Raw genomic sequence first — 16,797 nt, 5'->3', positions numbered from 1 at the left:
CCGACCGCGGCCGGGCCCGGTTTGACCCTGGCAGTCACCTTCCCGTAATCTTGGTCAGTCGCTACTCGGCGATACGGCCCTGCTGCGCCCGATGCGGGATTGTGGCGGCCCCGAGTCAGCAACCACCAGACCAGTCGCGTTGCACACCGTGGCGCGAGCACGTTCGAACTAGCAAGGGGTAGCCGTCCGATGGCAACGTACGCGATCGTCAAGACCGGCGGTAAGCAGTACAAGGTCGCTGAGGGCGATCTCGTCAAGGTCGAGAAGATCGAGGGTGAGCCCGGCACTGCTGTCTCGCTTGCTCCGGTCCTCGTCGTCGACGGAGCCGAGCTGACCACCGACGCCGACAAGCTGGCGCAGGTCACGGTCACCGGCGAGATCGTCGAGCACACCAAGGGCCCGAAGATCCGCATCCACAAGTTCAAGAACAAGACCGGCTACCACAAGCGCCAGGGTCACCGTCAGAAGCTGACGGTCCTGAAGGTCACCGGCATCAAGTAATTCGGGCTTCCGCTTCAAACCCCAGGAGGGTTCGTCATGGCACATAAGAAGGGTGCATCCAGCTCCCGCAACGGTCGCGATTCGAACGCCAAGCGTCTCGGCGTCAAGCGCTTCGGCGGCCAGGCCGTCAGCGCCGGTGAGATCCTGGTGCGCCAGCGTGGCACCCACTTCCACCCCGGCGTGAACGTCGGTCGTGGCGGCGACGACACGCTCTTCGCGCTTGCTGCCGGTGCCGTCGAGTTCGGCACCAAGCGTGGTCGCAAGACGGTCAACATCGTTCCGGTCGCGGCAGACGCCTGATCTGCCGTCCGAATCGGACACCGCGAAGGTCTCCTTCGCACATACTCCCAGTAGGGGCGGACCAGGGTCGCACACCCGGGTCCGCCCCTACTGTTTTCGGACCATCGGCAGCGCGGTGGTCCCGGCACGACTCCGGTGATCCCGGCACAGCGGGAGCACCGGCCGACACAACAGTTCCACCATTCGACGGAGGTCCACCCATGTCCCGCTTCATCGACCGGGTGGTGCTGCACGTCACCGCCGGCAAGGGTGGTAACGGCTGCGCCTCCGTCCACCGGGAGAAGTTCAAGCCGCTCGGCGGCCCCGACGGGGGTAACGGCGGAAACGGCGGCAACGTCGTGCTCGAGGTGGACGAGGGTGTCCACACCCTCCTCGACTTCCACTTCCACCAGCACGCGAAGGCCACGAACGGCACCCAGGGCGCGGGCAGCAACCGCGACGGCGCCAACGGCGGCGACCTCGTGCTGAAGGTGCCCGACGGTACCGTCGTGCTCGACAAGGACGGCCGGATCCTGGCCGACCTGGTCGGCTCCGGCACCCGCTTCGTCGCCGCGCACGGCGGCCGCGGAGGTCTCGGCAACGCGGCCCTGGCGTCGAAGGCCCGCAAGGCCCCCGGCTTCGCCCTGCTCGGCGAGGAGGGGGAGGAGCGCGACCTCGTCCTCGAACTCAAGTCCGTCGCGGACGTCGGGCTGGTCGGTTTCCCGTCGGCGGGCAAATCGTCCCTGGTGTCGGTGCTGTCCGCGGCCAAGCCGAAGATCGCCGACTACCCGTTCACCACCCTCGTCCCCAACCTCGGGGTCGTGCAGTCGGGCGACACCACGTTCACCGTCGCCGACGTGCCGGGCCTGATTCCCGGTGCCAGCGAGGGCCGCGGGCTCGGCCTGGACTTCCTGCGCCACCTCGAGCGGTGCGCTGTGCTGGCCCACGTCGTCGACTGCGCCACGCTCGAGCCGGGCCGCGACCCGATCTCCGACATCGATGCGCTCGAGGCCGAGCTGGCCGCCTACCGGCCGGCGCTGTCCGGCGACAGCAGCCTGGGTGATCTCGCCGACCGTCCCCGCATCGTCATCCTGAACAAGGTCGACGTGCCCGACGCCGCCGAACTCGCGGACTTCGTCACCCCGGATCTCGAGGAGCGGGGCTGGCCGGTGTTCAGGATCTCCGCCGTCAGCCGGGAGGGGTTGCGGCCACTGACATTCGCGCTGGCGCGAATGGTGGAGGAGTACCGGAAGGCGCATCCGCCGGCGGCGCCGCGACGGCCCGTCATCCGGCCCGTCGCCGTCGACGAGACCGGGTTCAGCGTCGTTGCCGATCCCGAGACGCCGGGCGGCTTCATCGTGCGCGGCACCCGGCCCGAACGCTGGGTGCGGCAGACCGCATTCGACAACGACGAGGCCGTCGGCTACCTCGCGGACCGGCTGGCCCGCCTCGGTGTCGAGGACGAACTCGTCAAGCAGGGCGCCGAACCGGGCGCGTCCGTCACGATCGGCGACGTCTCCTTCGAGTGGGAGCCGCAGACGCAGGCCGGCGTGGACGTCGTGCCCACCGGACGCGGCACCGACGCCCGCCTCGACCAGGTCGATCGCGTCGGGGCGGCCGAACGTCGCCACGCCAAGAAGGTGCGACGCGGTCTCGCGACCGACGACGAGTTCTGACCACCTCGAACCAGAAGCAGGAGATCGTGAGCGATACCCGGGAGGCCGTCGCCGGCGCACGCCGCGTCGTGGTGAAGATCGGCTCGTCCGCCATCACCAGCCTGGTCGGCGGACTGGACCGGGACCGACTCGACCGTCTCGTCGACGCGCTCGAGGGGCGCATGCGCGGCGGCTCGGACGTCGTGGTGGTGTCCTCCGGTGCGGTCGGTGCCGGACTCGCCCCGCTCGGCCTGACCGTCCGGCCCCGTGACCTGGCCACCAAGCAGGCCGCGGCCAGCGTCGGGCAGCTCGCCCTCGCCCACGCGTGGGGTACCTCCTTCGCGCGGTACGGCCGCACCGTCGGGCAGGTGCTGCTCACTGCCGACGACATCGCGCGACGCACCCAGCATCGCAACGCCCAGCGCACCCTCGACCGGCTGCGCGCGCTGCACGCCGTGCCGGTGGTCAACGAGAACGACACCGTCGCGACCGCCGAACTGCGCTTCGGTGACAACGACCGTCTCGCCGCGCTCGTCGCGCACCTCGTCGGGGCGGACGCGCTGATCCTGCTCTCCGATGTCGACGGCCTCTACGACGGCGATCCCCGCAAGGGCGATGCGCACCTCATCGCGGAGGTGACGAGCCCGGAGGACCTCGACGGCGTCGTCGCGGGGTCCGGGGGCGCCCTCGGCACGGGCGGGATGGCCTCGAAGCTGTCCGCGGCGCGACTGGCCGCCGACTCGGGGGTGCCGGTGCTGCTCACCGCCGCGTCCCAGGCCGACCGCGCCCTCGGTGCCGCGGATGTGGGGACCGCGTTCGCCCCTCGGCCCGACCGGATGTCCGCGCGGCGATTCTGGGTGCGGCACGCTGCCGACACCCACGGCACCCTGCACCTGGACGCGGGCGCGGTGCGGGCAGTGGTCGAACGGCGCCGTTCGCTGCTCGCGGCGGGCATCACCGGCATGAGCGGTCGCTTCCACGGCGGGGACGTGGTGGCGCTGGTCGGTCCCGACGGTCGGACGGTGGGGCGCGGAGTAGTGGCCTACGACGCGGCCGAACTGGACTGGATGATCGGGTTCTCCACCCGGCAGCTGCCGGCGGACCTGCAGCGGCCGGTGGTGCACGCCGACGACCTCGTGACGCTGTAGAGGCGGGCGCTCACCGGACCGGTGCGGCAGCCGGCGATCCGGCAGCGAGGGCCGTGAGCACCTCCGAGCACCCGGCGTCGACCTTCACCGTGGCCAGCGCATCGCCCCGGGTGGTGCCCCGGTTGACGATGCCCACGGGCTTGCCGAGTTTCGCGGCGTGCCGCACGAAGCGCAGTCCGGACATCACGGTGAGCGAGCTGCCGACCACGAGCAGCGCATCCGCCTCGTCGACGAGCGCGAACGCGCGCTCGACACGTTCGCGAGGCACCGATTCACCGAAGTACACGATGTCCGGTTTGAGCATTCCCCCGCACCGCTCGCAGTCCACCGGGCGGAAGCTGTCGGTGTCGTCGACGACCGCATCGGCGTCCGGGGCCACCTCGAGGCCCGTCGTCCCCCGGACCCGGTCGAGGAAGCCCGGATTCGCGGCGGCGAGTTGCTCGGCGAGGGTGAACCGCGAGAGCCGGTGGTTGCACGCCAGACAGCGCACCTGCGCGTAGCAGCCGTGCAGGTCGATCACCCGCCGGCTGCCGGCCTTGGTGTGCAGCAGGTCCACGTTCTGGGTGAGGACACCGAGGACGACGCCGCGCCGTTCGAGCGCGGCGAGGGCACGGTGCCCGGCGTTGGGCCGCGCGGAGTCCATGTGCCGCCACCCGACGTGGTTGCGCGCCCAGTAGCGGCGCCGGAACTCGGGATCGCCCACGAACTGCTGGTAGGTCATCGGGTTGCGGGGTGGCGCGCCGGGACTGTGGTAGTCCGGGATGCCGGAATCGGTGGAGATCCCGGCGCCGGTGAGCACGCACAACCGCCGGCCGTCGAGCAGGTGGTGCAGCGGTTCGATCACCCCGCCCAGGATAGCGGTGCGTCAGTACCCGGCGCTCGGGTCGACGACCGCGGCGAGGTCGAGGCCGGCCGCGAAGCGCGTGACGTTCTCGGTGACGTGCTCGGCGAACGCGGGGATGCGCAGCGCCGGGGGATTGGAATCGTGTGGCGTGATCATGGCATTGCGCAGGGACCACAGGGGGTGCCCGTCCGGCAGCGGTTCGGGATCCGTGACGTCCAGACCGGCGCCCGCGATGACACGGCGGCTGAGAGCATCCACCAGCGCGTCGGTGTCGACGAGGCTGCCGCGGGCAACGTTGATCACCCACGCGGTGGGCTTCATCGCGGCGAGTTCGTCGGCCCCCACCAGCTGCTCGGTCTCAGCCGTGGCCGGGGCGGCGATCACGAAATGATCTGCGCGGGACCATACTTCGTCGATCCGTGCGACGGGGACGGTCTCCACGGCGCCCGGGACCGGACGGCCGCTGCGGGTGACCGCGAGCGCCTGCGCGCCCAGCGCGCCGAGCATGGGGATCAGGGCCCGGCCGATGCCCCCGGCGCCGATGATGCCGACGGTGGCGCCGCGCAGGGTTCCCAGCTGGGGGTAGAACACGCCCGGCGTCCACGACGTCGCGGCCAGATGGTCGGGCAGCGCCCGCACCCCGGCGAGCAGCAGCATGAGCGCATGCTCGGCGACCGTCGCGGCGAACGCCCCGGCAGCCGACGTCCACGTCACCTGGGGGTGAGCGCGGATGATGCCGGCGTCGAGCCAGTCCTCCACGCCGGCGGCGGGTAGCTGGACCCATCGCACCGACGTCGGCAACGCCGCGGGGAATTCGTCCGATCCGCCGGTCCAGACCACCGCGTCCGGGTGGTCGTCGAACCCGCATACGCAACCGCCGCCGGCCCCGATCGCCCGGTCGAACACGATGTCCGGGGCGGGGCCGACGGCGATCCGCGGCTGTCGCTCGTAGGTCATGGATCCGACTCTAGGCGCGAAGGGCCGGCCGGTCACACGCTGCGGGCGCTCAGACGACCTCGACGAGGGGGTACACGCCGTTCTCGTCGTGGACCTCCCGGCCGGTGACCGGCGGGTTGAACACGCAGAACATGCGCATCCGGGTGTCGGGCTCGACCCGGTGCCGCTCGTGGCCGTCGAGCAGGTACATCGTGCCGGGCGCGAGCGGGTACACGGTGCCGGTCTCGAGGTCGGTGAGCGTGCCGGTGCCCTCGATGAGCCACACGGCCTCGACGTGGTTGGCGTAGTGGAACTCGTTGACGGTGCCGGCCTCGATCGTGGTCTCGTGGAACGAGAAACCGACCTTGTCGCCGCCGAGCACGATGCGCTTGCTGCGCCAGTTGCCGTTGTCCGACGTGATGTCGCGGTCGGTGCCGGTGATTTCTTCGGTGGTACGGACGATCATGGGCAGGTCCTTCCGGTGCTCGTCTTCGCGTGCGGGGTTCGACGGTGGCCGGGGCTCAGGCCCGGACCACCGAGGTGGCCTCGCACAGGATGTTCAGGCCGTGCTCGAGCTCGTCGTCGCTGATCGTCAGCGGCGGGAGCAGCTTGACGACTTCGTCGGAGGGGCCGGAGGTCTCCGCGAGCAGGCCCTGCTCGAACGCCAGGGCACACACCTTCTGCGCGTCGCTCGGCTCGTCGAACACCAGGCCCTGAACCATGCCGCGGCCGCGGGTGGAGACGCCGTCGAACATGTCGGACAGGTTCATGAAGGTCTGCCGGATCCGCTCGCCCTTGCGCAGCGTGTCGCGCTCGAGACGGTCGTCGGCCCAGTAGTGCTGCAGCGCCTTCGCCGCGGTGACGAACGCCGGGTTGTTGCCGCGGAACGTGCCGTTGTGCTCGCCCGGGCCCCACACGTCGAGTTCACGCTTGAACAGCGTCAGCGCGAGCGGCAGGCCGTACCCGCCGATCGACTTCGACAGGGTCACGATGTCCGGGGTGATCCCGGCGACCTCGAACGAGAAGAACGGGCCGGTGCGGCCGCAGCCCATCTGCACGTCGTCGACGATGAGCAGGATGTCGCGCTCGGCGCACAGGTCCGCGAGGGCTCGCAGCCACTCGGGACGGGCGACGTTCACGCCACCCTCGCCCTGCACGGTCTCGACGATGACCGCCGCCGGGCGGTTCAGGCCGCTGCCGGAGTCGTCGAGCACGCGGGAGAACCAGTGGAAGTCCTCGGTGACGCCGTCGAAGTAGTTGTCGAACGGCATGGGGGTGGCATGCACCAGCGGCACGCCGGCCCCGGCCCGCTTCATCGAGTTGCCCGTCACCGACAGCGCACCCAGCGTCATCCCGTGGAACGCGTTGGTGAAGTTGATGATCGACTCGCGACCGGTGACCTTGCGGGCGAGCTTGAGGGCCGCCTCGACCGAGTTGGTGCCCGTGGGGCCGGGGAACTGGACCTTGTAGTCGAGGCCGCGCGGAGCCAGGATGTGGCTCTCGATCGACTCCAGCAGTTCCCGCTTGGCGGGGGTGGCCATGTCCAGGCCGTGGGTGATGCCGTCGCCCATGATGTAGTCCACGAGCGCGGTCTTCAGAATCGGGTTGTTGTGCCCGTAGTTGAGGGCTCCCGCACCGGCGAAGAAGTCGAGGTAGTCCTTGCCGTTCTCGTCGCGGATCCACGATCCGGATGCCGTTTCGAACACGGCCGGCCAGCCACGGCTGTAGCTGCGCACCTCGGATTCGAGGTGATCGAAAATGCTGTGCTTGGCGGGGGTTTCGGGGTGCTCCAGGATGGTCATTCCTCGTCCTCCTGCGGCGAATTCGTTTTCGCCGGTCGTGTATTCATTCGCCGATCGTGTAGAGATCCTCGGCCATGTGTGAATCGGGAAAATCCGAAGGGGTGAACAATTCGCTCCGGGTGATGCGCAGTCCGCGTCGCCGGGCGAGCGCGGTGAACATCGCGATCGATGCCTCGTTGTCCGGGCTGACCGTCGTCTCGAGCCGGGTCACACCGGCGTCGGTGAGTCGGTCCCACAGGCTGTCGAGCATCCGGCCCGCGACGCCGCGGCCCCGTTGGTCCTGGTCCACGGCCACCTGCCAGACGAACAGCGTGTCCGGTGCCTCCGGACGGCGGTAGCCGCTGACGAAACCGACCGCCTCGTCGTCACCAGCGGTGGCGACCACCGAGGTCGCCGCGAAGTCGCGGCACCACAGCACGTACGCGTAACTGGAATTGACGTCGAGCACTTTCGAATCGCGCGCGATCTGCCACATGCGAATTCCGTCGGAAATGCGCGGTGCGCGGAAATTCGGCTCGGCAGGTGCGTTCACCGTTTCGGCAGGCGCGGTGGGCGGGGTACTTCTCGGTGTCACAGGCGTCATAAGCGGTCTCGAACCTAACAACTTCGCGGGCGGGATTCACCCGCCTTGTCGGAATCCGTCACCGGATACCCCGCCTCCGTGCAGGTGAGACGCGGGTGTGAGAAGGATCACTCGATGTAGCGCCCGGACCGGTCGCGGCGATTATTTCGGGCTCGCGAGAGCCAGCGGGAGCACCGCGGACGCACCCGCGCGGATCAGGGTCCGGGCCGCCATCGTCAGCGTCCAGCCGGTGTCGGTGACCGCGTCGACGAGCAGGATCGGCCCAGGGTTTCCGTGGAGGTCGGGGCTCTCCCACGCGTCCACGAGGCCGGCGATCCGGTACGCCGAGTTCGCTGCCGTCACCGCGGGCCGGCCGGGCCGGGCACGCAGCACGCCGAGATCCTCGAGCCGGCCCAGCTGCGCCAGGCGCGTCGCGAGGGAACCGACCAGCAGGGGCCGGGTCGCCGACTCCAGGGCCATCACCGCGGTCGGCCGCTGCGTCCAGTCCCATGCTCGGAGCACGTCCACGGCGGCCTGCACGACCGCATCGGGCACCGGCGCGTCCGGGCCGTCCAGCAGCGCCCGCAGCCGCGGCCCCCATCCCAGGTCCGACAGCCGGCCGAGGACCCGCCCCGGCTCGGGTCCGTCGGTGATCTTTCCGGACAGCGCCACGCCGAGCTTGGCCATTCCGGTCGGCCACTGCCGCCGCGGCGGTAGGTCCACCCCCGGCCGATCCAACCGGGCCCGCACCCGGCCCAGTTCGGTGTCGTCGACGTCCGCCGACCACCGGGCCCCGCAGCAGTTGTCGCACCGACCGCAGCCCGCGGTCTCGGATGTCAGGCCGGGATCGTCGAGCTGGGTGCGCAGGAACACCATCCGGCACCCGGTGGTCCGCTCGTACTCGAGCATCGCCTCCTGCTCGGCCGCACGCGCCTGCTCGAGCTTGGCGTACCGGTCGGCGTCGTACTCCCACGGCGCACCGGTGGCGATCCAGCCGCCCTTGACCCGGCGCACCGCACCGTCCACGTCGAGCACCTTGAGCACCATCTCCAGCCGGGACCGGGTGAGGTCGACCAGTGGCTCGAGGGCCTGCGTGGACTGCGGCCGCTCCGGCTCGAGCATCTCGATCACCCGCCGCACCACCTCCTCCCGCGGGAAGGCCACCGACGCGAACCAGCTCCAGATCTGCCGGTCCTCGGGACCCGGAAGCAGAATCACCTCCGCGCGCTCGGTCGCGCGCCCCGCGCGCCCGACCTGCTGGTAGTAGGAAATCGGCGACGACGGGGCTCCCAGGTGCACGACGAACCCGAGATCCGGTTTGTCGAAGCCCATGCCCAGGGCCGAGGTGGCGATCAGCGCCTTGACCCGGTCGCCGAGCAGGTCCGCCTCGAGCTGTTCCCGCTCGGTGGGGTCCGACTGCCCGGTGTATGCCGCGACGGTGTGACCGTGCTCGGACAGCAGCGCGGCCAGGTCGTGCGCGGCCGACACGGTGAGGGTGTAGACGATCCCGGACCCGGGCAGCTCGTCGAGGTGCTGGGCGAGCCACGCCGCCCGGCGGGCGGGCTCGTCGATCCGCAGGACCGACAAGTGCAGCGACGGCCGGTCGAGGCCCCCGCGCAGTACGAGGGTCTCGCCCCGGCCCTCCCCGACGCCGAGTTGTGCCGCCACGTCCGCGACGACGCGGTCGTTCGCGGTCGCGGTGGTCGCGAGCACCGGGATGCCCTCGCCGAGGTCGGCGACGAGGGTGCGGATACGCCGGTAGTCCGGGCGGAAGTCGTGGCCCCAGTCCGAGACGCAGTGCGCCTCGTCGACCACCACCAGCCCGGCGTCGCGGGCGAGCGACGGCAGCACCTGGTCGCGGAAGTCCGGATTGTTCAGTCGCTCCGGGCTGACGAGCAGCACGTCCACCGCGCCGTCGGCGACCTGCCGATGGATCTCTTCCCACTCGGTGACGTTGCCGGAGTTGATCGTGGCGGCATGGACACCCGCGCGCCGCGCCGCCTCCACCTGGTTGCGCATCAGGGCCAAAAGGGGGGAGACGATCACGGTCGGCCCGTGCCCGCGGGCACGGAGCAACTTGGCGGAGATGAAGTAGACCGCCGACTTGCCCCACCCCGTGCGCTGGACGACCAGCGCTCGCCGGCGATGCACCACCAGTGCCTCGATGGCGTTCCACTGGTCCTCGCGCAACCGGGCCCCGGGTCCGGCGAGATCGCGGAGCAGTCGTTCGGCGTCGTCGCGTAGATCCGTGGTGGCGGTGCTCATGGGACCCATCGTGCCGGACGGTGACGACATCGGGGCGCCGGCGAGGCCGGCGGTGGTGTCCGCTTCGGGGACGAACGTGCCCGGTTCCGCGACGAACGGGGTCGTTCCGGCGGCGAACGACCCGTCGGGCCGGTCGGGATGCCGCGTCCCGTCCCCGCGTGGACGCGGGACGCCGTTCGCGTCGGGACCGTCGGCGTCCCAGCCGCCCGGAGCCGGGAGCGGTGCAGTCGCGATGGTAGGACCGACTGCCGCACAGGCACTTTCGGGCACCGTCGCGGGGGTGGCGTGCGGCCGCGTGGATCCGGTGGGGTGGCCTGCGGCGGGGGAGTGGTCCGCGCCCCAACCGGCCGATCGCTGTGACGGAGACTTCGTCGACCGCCGGGCATGCTCGTACCCTGTTCGCTATGCAGACGCAGTTCCTCCGCCCCGCATCCGACTCTTCCCCGAGCCGAATCGACCACCCGGCGTTCCGGCAGAAGGTCGTCTCCGCGGAGGAAGCCGTCCGCTGGATCCAGCCCGGCCACACCGTCGCCATCAGCGGCTTCGCCAGCGCCGGCACGCCGAAGGCGATCACCCCCGCGCTCGCGGAACGCATCGGGGCGGCCCGCGCGGCCGGCACCGACTTCACGGTCAACCTCCTCACCGGCGCGTCGGTCTCCGCCGAGACCGAGCGGATGCTGTCCGAGGTGGCCGGCATCTCCCTGCGGATGCCGTACCAGGCCGAACCCACCGCCCGCCGCAACATCAACAACGGCCGGATGGACTACGTCGACATCCACCTGTCCCACGTCGCCCAGCAGGTCTGGGAGGGCTACTACGGACACGTCGACGTCGCGGTCGTCGAGGTCTCCGGCGTGACCGAGACCGGGGAACTGATCCCGTCCGCGTCGATCGGCAACAACAAGACCTGGCTCGACGTCGCCGAGAAGGTGATCCTCGAGGTCAACTCGTGGGTTCCGGCCGCGATGACGGGCATCCACGACGTGTACTACGGCACCGCGCTGCCGCCGCACCGCAAGCCGATCATGCTCACCGACGTCGAGGACCGCATCGGCCAGAGCACGTTCCGCGTCGACCCCGACAAGGTCGTCGCGGTCGTCGAGACCCATGCCCGCGACAGCGCCAGCCCGCTGACCCCGCCGGACGCGGTGAGCCGGGCGATCGCCGCGCACGTGCTCGACTTCTTCGAGCACGAGGTCTCCCGCGGACGGCTGCCCGCGGATGCGCTCCTGCCGCTCCAGTCCGGCATCGGCAACGTGGCCAACGCGGTCCTCCAGGGGCTCGACGCCGGACCCCACAAGGGGCTGACCTGCTACTCCGAGGTCATCCAGGACGGCATGCTGCACCTGATCAAGCACGGCACCGTCCGCTTCGCGTCCGCCACGTCGCTGGCGTTGAGCGAGGCCGGGATCGACGAGCTGGTGTCCAACATCGACTTCTACCGCGAGCACATCGTGCTGCGTCCGCAGGAGATCAGCAACCATCCCGAGATCGTGCGCCGCCTCGGCATCATCGCCATGAACGGCATGCTCGAGGCCGACATCTACGGCAACGTCAACTCCACCCACGTCATGGGCACCAAGATCATGAACGGGATCGGGGGATCCGGCGACTTCGCGCGCAACGGCTACCTGTCGATGTTCCTGAGTCCGTCCACCGCGAAGGGCGGGAGCATCTCGTCGATCGTGCCGATGGTGCCGCACGTCGACCACACCGAACACGACGTGCAGGTCCTGGTCACCGAACAGGGACTTGCGGACCTGCGCGGGCTGTCGCCGCGGCGCCGGGCGCGAGTCGTCGTCGACAACTGCGCCCACCCGGACTACCGGGACATGTTGCACGACTACGTCGACCGGGCCGAGGCCGTGCCGGATGCGGGACACACCCCGCATCTGCTCGGCGAGGCCCTGTCCTTCCACCAGCGTTTCCTGGAGACGGGATCCATGCTGGCGCAGTGAATCCCGCGGGTCGCCGACCGGCGTCAGCCGCCGGCGACCGGCGCGGGATCGATCGGCTGCTGGGGCAGCGACTGCGTGACCGCCGCCGACACCGTCTGCAGCGGAGTCGGACCCGAACCGTTCGGCACCGTCAGCGCCACGTACACCGGCCGGTCCACGACGAACCACGTGCTCGCGTCGATGCCCTCCGCGGCGCCGGACACCTCGAACCACTGGACGCCGTCGACCACCTGCAGCGCCGCCGCGCGATCGAACTCCGCGGGCCGCTCCAGTCCGCACCGCAGCACCACCGGCTCGCCCTCGACGGGCTGCCACGCCGCGGCGCCCGCGGGGGCCGGGTCCGTCAGCTCCGCGCGGCGCAGGTCGCCGACCTCCTCGGGCAACGCTCCCAGCAGGGCCGCGCACTCCGGTGACTCGGCCTGCGGCGCCACCACCGGTCCCAGCGCCACGGGCGCCAGTTCCGGGGTGCGGTTCGCCAGCACCGCCGCCACCACGATGCCGATCAGCAACGCCACCGGCAGCGCGACGGCCGTGGCGACGAGGGCAGGGCTGCGGCGGTGCTCGTCGTCGCCGGACGTGCCGTCGGGATCGGGGTCGGGGGAGACTGTCGGCTCGGTCATGATCTCTCGGAGTCGGGGAACGGTAGCGTGGTCGAAACTACCGTGTCCGCCACCGCCCGCCCCGCATCGACCCACGAACGGGAGGATCGCATCACCGCGCCCGACCGCCCCGGCCCCACCGTCGCCGACCTCGGCGAGTTCCCCGTGATCGACCGCGCGGTCGCCGGACGCCGCCAGCCCCCCACCACCCTCGTCGGACCGGGACACGACGCGGCTCTCGTCGCCGCCGCCGACGGACGGGTCGCCGTCTCCACCGACATGCTCGTCGAGGGCCGGCACTTCCGCCTCGACTGGTCCACCCCGCACGAGGTCGGGCGTAAGGCCGTCGCCCAGAACGGTGCCGACGTCGCGGCGATGGGCGCTCGCCCCACCGCCTTCCTCGTCGGGCTCGGCTGCCCGCCCGACACCCCGGTCGGCGTGCTCGACGGCGTCTCCGCCGGGATCGGGGAGGCCGCCGAGGCGCTCGGCGCCGGCGTAGTCGGCGGCGACCTGGTGCAGGCGTCGCAACTGGTCGTGGCGGTGACCGTCCTCGGCGACCTCGGCGGGAACCCGCCTCTCCTGCGGTCCGCGGCCCGGCCCGGCGACATCGTCGCGCTGGCCGGTCCGACCGGGCGTTCCGCCGCCGGACTGGCCGTGCTCACCGCCGGACTCGCCGGTCACCCGGATCTGGTGGCCGCCCACAAGGTGCCGTCGCCCCCGTACGCCGCGGGCCCCGCCGCGGCCGCCGCCGGGGCCCACGCCGCAACCGACATCTCCGACGGCCTGCTCGCCGACCTCGGGCACATCGCCGCCGCGTCCGGCGTCGCGATCGACGTCTCGCACGAGCTGCTCGAGCCCGGACCCGGGCTGCGGTCCGCCGCCGCGGAACTCGGTGTCGACGTGTGGGAGTGGGTGCTCACCGGCGGCGAGGACCACGCCCTGGCCGCCTGCTTTCCCCCGGACGCGTCGCTACCCGCCGGCTGGCGTCCCGTCGGCACGGTGCGTGAGGGCCGCGGCGTCACCGTCGACGGTCACGACCGGCCGGGCCCCGGAGGCTGGCAGAGCTTCTCGAGATAGGTTTCAGGACATGGCTGTGTATGCGCTCGGCGACCGTGTGCCCGATATTCATCCCGACGCCTGGGTCCATCCCGATGCGGTGGTCATCGGCGACGTCACCCTCGGTGCCCGCGCCTCGGTGTGGCCCACCGCGGTCCTGCGCGGCGACTACGGCCGGATCGTCGTCGGCGCCGAGAGCAACATCCAGGACGGGACGATCATCCACTGCACCGCCGTGGACGCCACCGTCATCGGCGCCGGAACCGTCGTCGGCCACAACGCCCACATCGAGGGCTCCACCATCGGCGACGGCTGCCTGATCGGTTCCGGCTCCCTCGTGCTCAACGGCTCCGTCGTCGGCGACGGGGCGATCGTCGCGGCCGGTGCGCTCGTGGCTCCCCGCTTCCAGGTCCCGCCGCGCTCGATGGCGATGGGTGTCCCGGCGAAGGTCCGGGAGGGATACGAGGTGCCGGAGGGGCACATCGACGCCAACGCCAAGATGTACGCGGCGAACGCCGAGTACTACCGCGGCGCGCTGCGGCGGATCGACTAGAAGGACCGGGCACCACCGATGGCTGTACGACCCTTGCCGGAGATCGTCGAGGAGGGCTGGGCGCGGGCACTGGCCCCCGTCGCCGACGACATCGCCGCGATGGGTGATTTCCTGCGCGCCGAGAACGCCGCCGGACGTGGCTACCTGCCCGCCGGCGCGAACGTGCTGCGGGCCTTCACCGAGCCGTTCGACCGGGTGAAGGTGCTCATCGTCGGCCAGGACCCGTACCCGACGCCGGGTCATGCCGTCGGGCTGAGCTTCTCGGTCGCACCGGACGTACGTCCGGTGCCGCGCAGCCTGGCCAACATCTACCGCGAGTACAGCGACGACCTCGGCCTGCCGACACCACCGAACGGCGACCTCACGCCGTGGTCGGCGCAGGGGGTGCTGCTGCTCAACCGCGTCCTGACGGTGCAGCCCGGCCAGCCCGCGTCGCACCGCGGCAAGGGCTGGGAGCGCGTGACCGAGCAGGCGATCCGAGCGCTCGTCGCGCGCACGGCACCGCTCGTCGCGATCCTGTGGGGTCGGGACGCGGCCACGCTCGAGCCGATGCTCGGCGACGTGCCCACCGTGAAGTCGGCGCACCCGTCGCCGCTGTCGGCCTCCCGCGGGTTCTTCGGTTCCCGCCCCTTCAGCCGAGCGAACGCGTTGCTGGCCGATCAGGGCGGGAACCCGGTGGACTGGCGCCTGGCCTGAACCGGGTGCGGCTGAGCCCCGGTCGTTCAGGCCCGGTCGTTCAGCCCCGGTCGCTCAGCCGCAGTCGCTCAGCCCCGGTCGATCGACTCGAAGTCGGGGCGCCGCTTCTCTACGAACGCGTCGACACCCTCGATGCCCGTGGGGGTGGTGGCCGCCGCGGCGATCGCCTCGGCCTCCGCGTCGAGCTGCTCGGACAACGACCGTCCCGTGGACTCGGCCACCAGTCGCCGGATGCCGGCGTAGGCGGCGGTGGGACCGTTCGCGAGGGTGCGAGCCACCCGCATCGCCTCGCCCTGCACCTCGTCGTCGGCCACGAGACGGCTGAGCACCCCGAGCCGCACGGCCTCGTCGGCGTTCAGGACACAGTCGGTCAGGATGATCTCCCGCGCGCGGGCGACCCCGACGACGCGCGGCAAGGTCCACGACATCCCGCCGTCGGGTGTGAACCCGATCGACGGGTACGCCGGGCGCAGCTTCGTCGAGGGACCGCCGAGCGCGATGTCTGCGTGCAGCACGATGCTCATGCCCGCGCCCGCCGCCCAGCCCTGGACCGCGGCCACCACGGGCATGCGAGCCGCGTCGAGGGCACGGACGAAGTCGTGGAACAGGCGTGCGACGTCGCCGACGAACTCGCCGCGGTCCGGCGCGGCGGCGAACGCACGGACGTCGCCGCCCGCGCAGAAGTTGGCGCCTTCACCGACGAGCAGAACGGCGCCGACCCCGGCGCCGGCGGATCGCAGGGCCTCGATCCCCTGGGCCATGCCCGCGGGGGAGAGGGAGGTGCCACGCTCGGCGGTCGCCACGGCGATGCGCAGCACGCCGTCCTCGATACGGACGTGGGACAGTACTGATTCGGTCACCCGGGGCACCCTACCGGGTGCCCCGACGGTCGGTGCGAGGCCGTCGCTACCGTCCGGGCGAGCCTCTTGTGACGGGTGGTTGCGAGTCCCTCGCGGCGGGTGGCTGCGAGTCCGTCGCGACGGGTGGCTGCGAGTCCGTCGCGACGGGTGGCTGCGAGTCCCTCGCGAGGGGGACCGGACACGACGAGGCCCCGGCGTCGCAACGCCGGGGCCTCGTCGAACCGGATATCAGCCGCGGACGACCTTGCCTGCCTTGAGGCAGGAGGTGCACACGTTGACCTTGCGCGTGTTGCCCGGGGCAACCTGAGCGCGAACGCTCTGGATGTTCGGGTTCCAACGACGGTTGGTACGCCGGTGCGAGTGCGAGACCGACTTACCGAAGCCGGGGCCCTTGGCGCATACGTCGCAGACGGCAGCCATAGTCGCGAACTCCTTGGTGAGTAGTGGATATTTTCGTGTCTTCGTCGGCCTGCGAACACGGGAAGGCGTCCGCCACCCGTGCGAGGCAACCCTGCAAGCGTAGCGGGTGGGTGTGGCAATGGCCAAACCGGCCGGCCTGCGGGCACACCGTTACCCTTGCGTCACCGGTTGCGTGGTGGGCGAAGAGGGGGAAGCAGGTGCTCGAGGTCGGGGAAGCAGTCGACGGGACCGCCCTGCGCAGATGGGTGGATCTCGGGTTGCGGGTCCTCGCCGAGCGCCGCGACGAGATCAACAGTCTCAACGTCTTCCCCGTCCCCGACGGCGATACCGGCACCAACCTGCTCGTCACCCTGCGCTCCGCGGCAGCGGAACTCGACACCTCCGCGGCCGACGCCGACGATGTCGCCACGATCGTCGGCGCCCTGGCGCGCGGCGCCTTCCACGGCGCCCGCGGCAACTCCGGGGTCATCCTCGCCCAGATGCTGCGTGGCCTGGCCGATGCGCTCGACGGTGCCGTCGTGGTCGACGGCGCCGAACTCGGGCGCGCCTGGTGTCACGCCGCCGACCTCGTCACCCGCGCCCTGAGCTGCCCCGCCGAGGGCACGATCGTCAGTGTGCTGCACGCGGCCGCCGACGGCGCGCACGCGGCCGGCGGATCCGGTT

General features: G+C 71.3%; 18 protein-coding genes. 9 read left to right on the top strand and 9 right to left on the bottom strand.

What is annotated here, in order from left to right; all coding sequences use genetic code 11:
* Positions 1–189 precede the first annotated feature (189 nt).
* From rplU to proB, 4 genes are all read left to right on the top strand, one after another.
* On the top strand, positions 190–501 hold the full coding sequence (gene rplU, locus OEY_RS0104910) for a 50S ribosomal protein L21 (RefSeq protein ID WP_003939076.1): 312 nt from the start codon (positions 190–192) through the stop codon (positions 499–501).
* A 36-nt stretch (positions 502–537) separates the two neighbouring features.
* Positions 538–801: a 50S ribosomal protein L27 gene (gene rpmA, locus OEY_RS0104905; protein WP_003939075.1), complete on the top strand. Its 264-nt coding sequence runs from the start codon at positions 538–540 to the stop codon at positions 799–801.
* 200 nt (positions 802–1,001) lie between these two features.
* On the top strand, positions 1,002–2,456 hold the full coding sequence (obgE, locus tag OEY_RS0104900) for a GTPase ObgE (RefSeq protein WP_010592808.1): 1,455 nt from the start codon (positions 1,002–1,004) through the stop codon (positions 2,454–2,456).
* A 26-nt stretch (positions 2,457–2,482) separates the two neighbouring features.
* Entirely contained in the window at positions 2,483–3,583 is a 1,101-nt protein-coding gene (gene proB, locus OEY_RS0104895; RefSeq protein WP_010592807.1) for a glutamate 5-kinase, read from the top strand.
* Between the two features lie 10 nt (positions 3,584–3,593).
* On the opposite strand, the gene OEY_RS0104890 is transcribed toward proB, so the two are convergent.
* The 6 genes from OEY_RS0104890 to OEY_RS0104865 all read right to left on the bottom strand — a co-directional run bounded on the left by OEY_RS0104890 (position 3,594) and on the right by OEY_RS0104865 (position 9,992).
* Entirely contained in the window at positions 3,594–4,427 is an 834-nt protein-coding gene (locus OEY_RS0104890; protein ID WP_010592806.1) for an NAD-dependent protein deacetylase, read from the bottom strand.
* Between the two features lie 21 nt (positions 4,428–4,448).
* Complete coding sequence (locus tag OEY_RS0104885) at positions 4,449–5,384, bottom strand: D-isomer specific 2-hydroxyacid dehydrogenase family protein (RefSeq protein ID WP_010592805.1); 936 nt, start codon at positions 5,382–5,384, stop codon at positions 4,449–4,451.
* A 49-nt stretch (positions 5,385–5,433) separates the two neighbouring features.
* Entirely contained in the window at positions 5,434–5,829 is a 396-nt protein-coding gene (locus OEY_RS0104880; protein ID WP_010592804.1) for an ectoine synthase, read from the bottom strand.
* Between the two features lie 55 nt (positions 5,830–5,884).
* Entirely contained in the window at positions 5,885–7,165 is a 1,281-nt protein-coding gene (gene ectB / locus OEY_RS0104875; protein WP_010592803.1) for a diaminobutyrate--2-oxoglutarate transaminase, read from the bottom strand.
* A 43-nt stretch (positions 7,166–7,208) separates the two neighbouring features.
* Entirely contained in the window at positions 7,209–7,748 is a 540-nt protein-coding gene (gene ectA, locus OEY_RS0104870) for a diaminobutyrate acetyltransferase (RefSeq protein WP_026137701.1), read from the bottom strand.
* A gap of 141 nt (positions 7,749–7,889) precedes the next feature.
* Positions 7,890–9,992 carry a RecQ family ATP-dependent DNA helicase gene (locus tag OEY_RS0104865; protein ID WP_029539891.1) on the bottom strand — a complete coding sequence of 701 codons (2,103 nt, stop codon included), beginning with the start codon at positions 9,990–9,992 and terminating at the stop codon, positions 7,890–7,892.
* 404 nt (positions 9,993–10,396) lie between these two features.
* Here OEY_RS0104865 and OEY_RS0104860 point away from each other — a divergent pair, with 404 nt between their 5' ends.
* Positions 10,397–11,950: an acetyl-CoA hydrolase/transferase family protein gene (locus OEY_RS0104860; RefSeq protein WP_010592800.1), complete on the top strand. Its 1,554-nt coding sequence runs from the start codon at positions 10,397–10,399 to the stop codon at positions 11,948–11,950.
* A 23-nt stretch (positions 11,951–11,973) separates the two neighbouring features.
* Here OEY_RS0104860 and OEY_RS0104855 read toward each other — a convergent pair whose 3' ends face one another.
* Entirely contained in the window at positions 11,974–12,570 is a 597-nt protein-coding gene (locus tag OEY_RS0104855; RefSeq protein WP_010592799.1) for a DUF3515 domain-containing protein, read from the bottom strand.
* 90 nt (positions 12,571–12,660) lie between these two features.
* On the opposite strand from OEY_RS0104855, the gene OEY_RS0104850 reads away from it, so the two are divergent.
* Genes OEY_RS0104850 through OEY_RS0104840 form a run of 3 tightly spaced genes read left to right on the top strand, consistent with a single transcriptional unit; the run spans position 12,661 to position 14,854 of the window.
* The gene (locus OEY_RS0104850; protein WP_072786457.1) at positions 12,661–13,626 is read left to right on the top strand and encodes a thiamine-phosphate kinase; all 966 of its coding nucleotides are present in this window, start codon (positions 12,661–12,663) and stop codon (positions 13,624–13,626) included.
* A gap of 10 nt (positions 13,627–13,636) precedes the next feature.
* Positions 13,637–14,158, top strand: coding sequence for a gamma carbonic anhydrase family protein (locus OEY_RS0104845; RefSeq protein ID WP_010592797.1), 522 nt, complete (start codon positions 13,637–13,639; stop codon positions 14,156–14,158).
* An 18-nt stretch (positions 14,159–14,176) separates the two neighbouring features.
* Entirely contained in the window at positions 14,177–14,854 is a 678-nt protein-coding gene (locus tag OEY_RS0104840) for a uracil-DNA glycosylase (protein ID WP_010592796.1), read from the top strand.
* A gap of 68 nt (positions 14,855–14,922) precedes the next feature.
* Here the strand turns inward: OEY_RS0104840 and OEY_RS0104835 are convergent, their stop codons facing one another.
* A complete protein-coding gene (locus OEY_RS0104835) occupies positions 14,923–15,714 on the bottom strand; it encodes an enoyl-CoA hydratase-related protein (protein WP_010592795.1) in 792 nt (263 codons plus the stop codon).
* Positions 15,715–15,942: 228 nt separating this feature from the next.
* Positions 15,943–16,134, bottom strand: a complete 192-nt coding sequence (gene rpmB, locus OEY_RS29680) for a 50S ribosomal protein L28 (RefSeq protein ID WP_003939060.1) — start codon at positions 16,132–16,134, stop codon at positions 15,943–15,945.
* A gap of 197 nt (positions 16,135–16,331) precedes the next feature.
* Between rpmB and OEY_RS28045 the strand changes: the two genes are divergently transcribed.
* On the top strand, positions 16,332–16,797 hold a 466-nt coding region (locus OEY_RS28045), incomplete at its 3' end, for a DAK2 domain-containing protein (protein ID WP_010592794.1).

This window comes from Rhodococcus sp. P14, from assembly GCF_000256505.1.
GTDB lineage: Bacteria > Actinomycetota > Actinomycetes > Mycobacteriales > Mycobacteriaceae > Rhodococcus > Rhodococcus ruber.
Note: the sequence above shows the minus strand (reverse complement) of the source record. Positions and strands in the feature narration are given on the sequence as shown.